The organism is Methanomethylovorans sp. (assembly GCF_041305605.1).
In the GTDB taxonomy this organism is placed as follows: Archaea; Halobacteriota; Methanosarcinia; order Methanosarcinales; family Methanosarcinaceae; genus Methanomethylovorans.
In genome coordinates this window covers 1-6,534 of sequence record NZ_JBFYLB010000014.1, presented here as the reverse complement: position 1 = coordinate 6,534, position 6,534 = coordinate 1, and the positions used below count along the sequence as shown (strand labels likewise).

The 6,534-nt window shown below is 45.1% G+C and carries 6 protein-coding genes; 1 reads left to right on the top strand and 5 read right to left on the bottom strand.

Annotated elements, in window-relative coordinates; all coding sequences use genetic code 11:
* The coding region (ilvD, locus tag ACCM36_RS00895; RefSeq protein WP_370571814.1) for a dihydroxy-acid dehydratase at positions 1-1,520 on the bottom strand (1,520 nt) is incomplete at its 3' end.
* Positions 1,521-1,652: 132 nt separating this feature from the next.
* Between ilvD and ACCM36_RS00890 the strand changes: the two genes are divergently transcribed.
* Complete coding sequence (locus ACCM36_RS00890; protein WP_370571813.1) at positions 1,653-3,332, top strand: helix-hairpin-helix domain-containing protein; 1,680 nt, start codon at positions 1,653-1,655, stop codon at positions 3,330-3,332.
* A gap of 15 nt (positions 3,333-3,347) precedes the next feature.
* On the opposite strand, the gene ACCM36_RS00885 is transcribed toward ACCM36_RS00890, so the two are convergent.
* From ACCM36_RS00885 to ACCM36_RS00870, 4 genes are all read right to left on the bottom strand, one after another.
* Entirely contained in the window at positions 3,348-4,388 is a 1,041-nt protein-coding gene (locus tag ACCM36_RS00885) for a YbhN family protein (protein WP_370571812.1), read from the bottom strand.
* A 35-nt stretch (positions 4,389-4,423) separates the two neighbouring features.
* Positions 4,424-5,578, bottom strand: a complete 1,155-nt coding sequence (locus tag ACCM36_RS00880) for a sugar phosphate nucleotidyltransferase (RefSeq protein WP_370571811.1) — start codon at positions 5,576-5,578, stop codon at positions 4,424-4,426.
* A 69-nt stretch (positions 5,579-5,647) separates the two neighbouring features.
* A complete protein-coding gene (locus tag ACCM36_RS00875; RefSeq protein WP_370571810.1) occupies positions 5,648-6,022 on the bottom strand; it encodes an OB-fold nucleic acid binding domain-containing protein in 375 nt (124 codons plus the stop codon).
* A gap of 119 nt (positions 6,023-6,141) precedes the next feature.
* The coding region (locus ACCM36_RS00870) for a peptidylprolyl isomerase (RefSeq protein WP_370571809.1) at positions 6,142-6,534 on the bottom strand (393 nt) is incomplete at its 5' end.

The following is a 6,534-nucleotide window of genomic DNA, read 5'->3' as shown; positions in this document are numbered from 1 at the left end:
CGCGCTGGGATATCGATCTCAATGATGTCTCCGTCCTGCACCAGGGCAATGGGGCCACCCTCCTGGGCTTCAGGAGATACATGGCCGATACATGGGCCACGGGTACCACCGGAGAATCTGCCATCGGTAACAAGAGCAACTGATTCGATAAGTCCCATTCCTGCAATTGCGGATGTAGGGGAAAGCATTTCCCTCATTCCAGGTCCACCCTTTGGTCCCTCATAGCGGATAACAACAACATCACCGGATTTTATTTTTCCAGCCATGATGGCTGACATTGCAGTCTCCTCACTGTCAAAGACCTTTGCAGGACCGCTGTGCCTGAGCATTTTTGGACTGACTGCAGCCTGTTTTACCACTGAACCATCTGGTGCAAGACTCCCCTTAAGTACTGCAATTCCACCCTCTTCGTGGAAGGGTGACTCAAGTGTCTTAATGACCTGTGCATTCATCCTGGGGTTAAGGACCACGAAATTATCCAGGTTCTCACTAACAGTTTTTCCTGTAACGGTCATCTGATCAAGGTGCAGTTTCGTTCTGAGTTTCTGCATAATGGCCTGTATTCCTCCGGCCCTGTCAAAGTCCAGCATATAGTTTATTCCACCGGGCTTCAGAGATGTAATGTGAGGTGTAGTACGGCTAAGCTTATCAAAAGTCTCCAGTGTAAGCTGCATTCCAAAGGCGTGTGCAATGGCAGGCAGGTGCAGTGTGGTATTTGTGCTTCCACCAATTGCCATATCCACCATGATGGCATTCTCAAAGGCATCCATGGTGACTATCTTGCGGGCGGTGAGTTCTTCCTTTACCATGGCCACGATACGCTCACCTGAGGTTTTTGCCAGCCGTATCTTCTTTGCATCCACAGCATGTGCTGTAGCACAGCCTGGAAGGCTCAGGCCAAGAGCTTCTGTCATACATGCCATGGTGTTGGCCGTATACATGCCTGCACATGATCCGGCTCCTGAACATGCACATTCTTCAAGTTGCTGGAGCTTATCATCGGCCATTTTCTCAGAGCGGCATGCTCCCACTCCTTCAAAGACCGATATAAGATCCCTGTACTCGTCATCCACAAACCCTGGCATCATGGGACCGCCGGTCACAACGATGGTGGGAATGTCGAGTCTGCCTGCAGCCATGAGATGTCCCGGAGTGATCTTGTCACATGCTGTTATCATGACCATTGCATCCAGCTGGTGTCCCTGGAGTACGAGTTCGATTGAATCCTCAATAGCTTCGCGGCTTGGAAGGGAATACTTCATTCCTTCATGGCCCATTGCTATCCCATCGCATATGCCAATGGTATGGAATTCAAAAGGAACACCTCCTGCACTCCGGATGCCAGCCTTTACTGCTTCTGATACCTTGTCCAGGTGAATGTGTCCTGGTATCAGTTCGGTCCATGAGTTGACCACTGCAATGAAGGGTCTTTCCATTTCGGCATCTGTCAGACCTGTTGCCCTGAGCAGGGAACGGTTGGGTGCACGTTCTATTCCTTTTTTGGTCTTATCGCTTCTCATATGATAACCTCATGGTCTTGGGTTATAAAGTCAATAGGTTTAATGTGTAAGATATATAAATAGGCAACCAGGTTTATGCATAGTAATTCGACTGTAGCCAGAAAGCTTCAGTTGAACATCTTCCGAGGAATAATGAAAGCGCTTATCATTGATGGTTATGTGGATGAACCTGCCTGTTTTGGTGTTCCTCCTTATATTTCTCCTTATATCAGATACCTTGCAGGGGCAATGCGGGAGCAGGGCATTCCTGCGCAGGATATATTCTATTCGGCTATTGACAGCATAAGACTTAGCCCGAAGGATCATGAGAAGATCATCAGGGAAGCAGACCTTGTTGTGATCATTGCCGGCATGACAGTGCCAGGAAAGTACCTTCGTTCCACACCTATAAACTTACAGGAATTGCATAGCATTAGCCGTACTGCAACAGGTCAGGTCGTACTAGGTGGACCCATAAGATTAGGTTTCAGTTCGGAGGGTGGAAAAACAGCATCCAGCTTGTCCGGGTTGGGAAATGCCCATTGTTGCGGGGCTGATGTGGAAGCATTCGTGTATGATTTGCTCAGCGATAGGAAACTGGCAGATCCTGAAAATATAGTGGAACGTTTCAGGTCCGTGCAGGAGATCGGAAGATGGGGAAAGAAAGGAGCTTTCATAATCAGGCAACATCCGGACTATCCTAATGTTATGTGCGAGCTTGAGACTTACAGGGGATGCGGGCGCAGGAAGCATTGTTCTTTCTGCACGGAACCTTTCTATGGGAAACCAGACCATCGGCCAGTGGATGATGTGATTTTGGAAGTTCAGGCTTTATCTGAAGAAGGTGCCGGGCATTTCCGCATTGGCAGGCAGCCAGATCTGCTATCTTACCAGGCAAAGGACAAGGGGGGTGACTTGCCTATTCCTGACCCTATGACCATTGAATCCCTTTATAGGGGGGTACGTTCAGTGGCGCCTGATCTTCAGGTATTGCACATGGATAATGCCAACCCTGCAACAATAGCTGCTTTTCCTGACGAAAGCAAGAAGATACTTACTACTATAGTCAAATATCACACTTCAGGAGATGTGGCTGCCATGGGTATGGAAAGTGCTGATCCTGAAGTGATACGAAGGAACGGTCTTAAGGTATCTCCAGATGAGATGTTCAGTGCTATAGGACTTGTGAATGAAATTGGGGCAAAAAGAGGAGCTAATGGCATGCCAGAGCTTCTTCCGGGTCTGAATTTCGTGCATGGTTTGATGGGAGAGACAAAGGAGACCTTTAGGCTCAATTACGAGTTTCTTCGAAAGGTTATCGATTCGGGGTTGTTGCTTCGCCGCATCAATATCAGGCAGGTTATGGCTTTCCAGGGAACTCCAATGTTCGGGAATGATGCAGCAGTGGAGAAGCATAAGAAAGAATTCCTGCGTTACAAAGAGAAAGTGAGAAAGGAAATCGATCTTCCCATGTTACGAAAAGTAGTGCCTGCAGGAACAATTCTGCGAAACGTATTACTTGAAGTAAACGACGGGAATACTACTTTCGGACGCCAGATGGGTTCCTATCCTTTACTTATCGGTCTTCCGGCAAAGCTGGAAACCGGGCATTATATGGACGTAACGGTTATTGATCATGGATTCCGCTCTATAACTGCAATACCATATCCTCTTGATGTCAATAATGCAGGGCTGGGCCTTTTGCAAAGATTGCCCGGCGTGGGTAAGGTAATGGCCGCAAAGATCTTCAGAGAGAGGCCTTATAAGGATACGCAGGAACTGATCAGTAAAACAAGTTTGAACGCGGAAATTCTTGAACATGTAAAACTATGAATCTCTTGGTTTATTTCATTTGAACATACGTTTGATGTAATCGGTATCTTTTATTATTTTCAGGCTTACGAATCCCCCGACTGCCAGGTTCATGTAGAATGTGATGGCTCTCCATGCCACAACAACAATTCCGAGTAATGAAGAGCCTACAAAAAAAGAGAATAGTGTCGAGGCACCGAGTTCGGCCACTCCTCCGGCACCCGGGGTGATCGATACTACCATTATGACCATTAGGATTATCTGGGAGGCATAAACTACAAGAGGCTGAAACTGCTGGTTCAGTCCAAGGAGAATTACTGGCAATACCGAAAAATCCAATGCCCATACAAAAAAAGTACATACCATACCTAATACTAGGCCCTTTCTTCCTTCTTTCACGAATATTGCGACACTGTCGTGCAAGTGTTCCAGTTCTGTGTCAACACGTTCCAGGATATTTGGCAGCATCGTTTCTTTCTTTTTTCCAAATAAGTGGGTGAAACGATGAACAAGAAAATACATGACCTTACGGGTATGTTTTGGTTTCCATAGTCCATATATTAATATTGAGAACAGGCATAACAGGACTATCTCGCCCATTATAAGGGCTGCATCAATGCTTACATTTGCACCACTGCTGGCCAAAACCCCTCTCATAACGTATAAGGATAGGGGGGCAAGTGATAGTATAAGGAGTGCATCCATCAATCTCTCTCCGAGGATCACTGCTGTTGCTTTTCCAAGAGGAATGGATCTTTGGTTTAACAGATGTACACGTAAAGGTTCCCCGGCCACCGCTGCAGGGGTAATAGCTGCTATGAACATGCTAGAAGTTACGATTGCTGTGGCATTCTTTATGCTAATCTTATATCCCAAAGCCCCACACATCGACTTGATCCGAATTCCTTGTATAAATAAAGAGAATATGTGCAAGAGCACTGCCAGAATTATATATTCACGTTTGATCTGAATGATGGCTTCCAAAGTACTGGCATCAAACGTTAATGCTATTGCCAAAACACCTGATATAAGGCTGATGAGAAGTGATATGAATATCCATTTCTTCAATTTGCTCATATTTGCACAGCCCGAGGGCAGAAATAAAAAAGATGTCAGAAGTGGCTGACAATATCTTCTTTTACGTTCACTCCTTCTTTTATCTCTTGCTTTGGCCAGATCCTTACATTAGAATGTACTGTAGCTCCATCGCCTATTATTACATCAGGTCCGATCACAGTCCCATTCTCCAGACTGCAGTTGTTTCCCACTGTTGTGCGGTTATCTATGATGCTACCCGATACATTAGTGTTCTTTCCGATGGTTACATCATTAAAAATGTAGGATGACAATATCCTGCTGTCATTGTCTATAGTGCAATTGGAACCAATGGTAGTATAGGGGCCGACGAGCACATTATCTCCGATCACTGTGTTCTCACCTATTATAATAGGTCCTACTATTGCCGAATTGGAACCTACGGAAACATTGTGGGCAAGGTGTAAGGGGCCATTTATACGGGCATCCTTAGTAGTAAAGCGCCCTTCTATTATGGTCCCTGGCAGCGCCGCCAGCATCCAGCGCTGTGCCTGCCTGTAAGCAGCAGGGCTACCAACGTCTGTCCAGTTACCTCTGGCAAGCACACCATTGATCCTTTCCTCATTTTTGAGGAGCTTTGGAAAAAGGTCACGAGCAAAGTCGTATACCTTTTTTTCGGGTATCATGTCCAGGATATCGGGATCGCACATATATATCCCTGTACTTGCAAGATTACTGAATATTTCTCCGGGACCAGGTTTTTCCAGGAAACGGTGAATCCTGTTATTTACATCCATATCTGCAATACCGAATTCCCTGGGATCATCGATCGAAAGAAGCGCGATCGTGACCTTGGCATTCATACGTTCATGGAAACGATACAACTCACGAAGGTTAAGGTTGAGCACATGGTCCCCTCCAAGTACAAGGAAAGGTTCTCCCTTAAGGTACTTTTCGGCATTTTTCACACCGCCTGCAGTGCCAAGCTTTTGGTCCTCGTACACATAATCGATGTGAACCCCATAGATCCTTCCGTCTCCGAGTTGTTCTTCGATTTTCTCAGCCATATATCCAAGGGTAATGACAATATCATTGAATCCTTCATTTGCTAGGTGTTCAATAAGATGGACTACTGAAGGCTTGTTGAGTATGGGTATGCTCGGTTTAGGTCGTTCGAATGTCAAAGGGCGAAGCCTGGTTCCCTCTCCACCACACATGATGCACGCTTTCATACATTTTAGGATGTTCTTTTCACATATATGTTTGCCGGGACCCCATTTCTCTGTAATATTCTTTAGTCGTTAAAGCACTTTGACATCGCTGATATCCTGCACTACAACTTCCAGTCCACCTTGATATTCCTGGACTTCCCCGGTCACATGTACTTTGCTATTTTCAGAGATAACAGAGGATATCTCCTGAGCTCCTTTATCCTTGGAAACAAAGACCTTTGTGGTTCCATAACTATGTTCTACATCTATTAGCAAATGACCACCGGTGTTCGTGAAGCGTTCAGATACCACGGTACCTTCAAGATATACTTTCTCTCCCGGTTTTGAGGAGGTGCTAAGTTCCTGTATCTGTGTCCCGCCCTGGTAAAAAGTCGTGTAAGCTACAGACAGGGACAAAAGTACCATCATTAACAATACTATCATTACTTTTTCTTCTTTTTCCATTTTAGACACTTTCTGTAAAAGAATAAATCGGTTTCATAACAAAAGCACATTTATATTAATCAGAACATATTAAAATATTTGCATGTCGAAGTGTCTAAAAAAGAAAGGCTAGTAAGTTTTTACTCTTTACTACCCTTTTCTATAGAAATTACAGTAACGTCAAATGTCAGGTTCTTTCCTGCAAGCGGGGAATTAAAGTCCAGTGTTACATTACTATCCGTAATGTTTACTATGGTTGCAACTCCCATTAATGTTCCTACCTGTTTACCTATTTCCGGTACTATGCTCGCATTTTCCAGATCAGACCTAGGTACCGGGACCAGATATTCTTGGCTATATTCTCCATAAGCTTCTTCAGGTGAAAGTTTGAAGGTTTTCTCCTCGCCTATGGTCATATTCAGGACCCCATTGTCAAAACCACTGATCATTTGCCCTGCTCCGACAACAAATGCCAGGGGTTCATAGGTTCTTGTGGAATTTGCATCGTATAGTCCTGCTTCTTTTGCAACATC

Excerpts from the sequence above, each read along its gene's own strand:
- ACCM36_RS00880 (WP_370571811.1), bottom strand. The coding sequence starts at position 5,578 with ATGAAAGCGTGCATCATGTGTGGTGGAGAGGGAACCAGGCTTCGCCCT.
- ACCM36_RS00890 (WP_370571813.1), top strand. The coding sequence starts at position 1,653 with ATGAAAGCGCTTATCATTGATGGTTATGTGGATGAACCTGCCTGTTTT.
- ACCM36_RS00885 (WP_370571812.1), bottom strand. The coding sequence starts at position 4,388 with ATGAGCAAATTGAAGAAATGGATATTCATATCACTTCTCATCAGCCTT.
- ACCM36_RS00875 (WP_370571810.1), bottom strand. The coding sequence starts at position 6,022 with ATGGAAAAAGAAGAAAAAGTAATGATAGTATTGTTAATGATGGTACTT.